A 762-nucleotide genomic window follows, 5' to 3' on the forward strand; every position below is an offset into this window, starting at 1 on the left:
GCCGCCGGCCGGAGCGGCGTTCTTCTCCGGCTTCTCGGCGATGACCGCCTCGGTGGTCAGGAACAGCGCCGCGATGGACGCGGCGTTCTGCAGCGCCGACCGGGTCACCTTGGCCGGGTCGATGATGCCGGTGTCGAACATGTTCACGTACTCACCGGTCGCGGCGTTCAGGCCCTCACCCGGGGTCAGGTTGCGCACCTTCTCCACCACGACGCCGCCCTCGAGGCCGGCGTTGACCGCGATCTGCTTCAGCGGCTCCTCCAGAGCCTTCTTCACGATCGCCGCACCGGTCGCCTCGTCACCCGAGAGCTCCAGCTTGTCGAAGGCCTTCGCGCTGGCCTGCAGCAGCGCCACGCCACCGCCGGGCACGATGCCCTCCTCCACGGCCGCCTTGGCGTTGCGCACCGCGTCCTCGATGCGGTGCTTGCGCTCCTTCAGCTCCACCTCGGTGGCCGCGCCCGCCTTGATGACCGCCACGCCGCCGGCCAGCTTGGCCAGCCGCTCCTGCAGCTTCTCACGGTCGTAGTCGGAGTCGGTGTTCTCGATCTCGGCGCGGATCTGGTTGACCCGGCCCGCGATCGCCTCGGCGTCACCGGCGCCGTCCACGATCGTGGTCTCGTCCTTGGTCACCACGACCTTGCGCGCCTTGCCCAGCTGGTCCAGCGAGGTGGACTCCAGCTTCAGGCCCAGCTCCTCGCTGATGACCTGGCCACCGGTGAGGGTGGCGATGTCGCCCAGCATCGCCTTGCGGCGGTCGCCGAA

General features: G+C 69.8%; 1 protein-coding gene. It reads right to left on the reverse strand.

What is annotated here, in order from left to right; all coding sequences use genetic code 11:
- Window positions 1–762, reverse strand: a 762-nt coding sequence (gene groEL / locus Aph01nite_RS40990) for a chaperonin GroEL (RefSeq protein ID WP_204046490.1), incomplete at both ends; no start/stop codon positions are given.

This window comes from Acrocarpospora phusangensis, assembly GCF_016862995.1.
GTDB classification, from domain to species: Bacteria; Actinomycetota; Actinomycetes; order Streptosporangiales; family Streptosporangiaceae; genus Acrocarpospora; species Acrocarpospora phusangensis.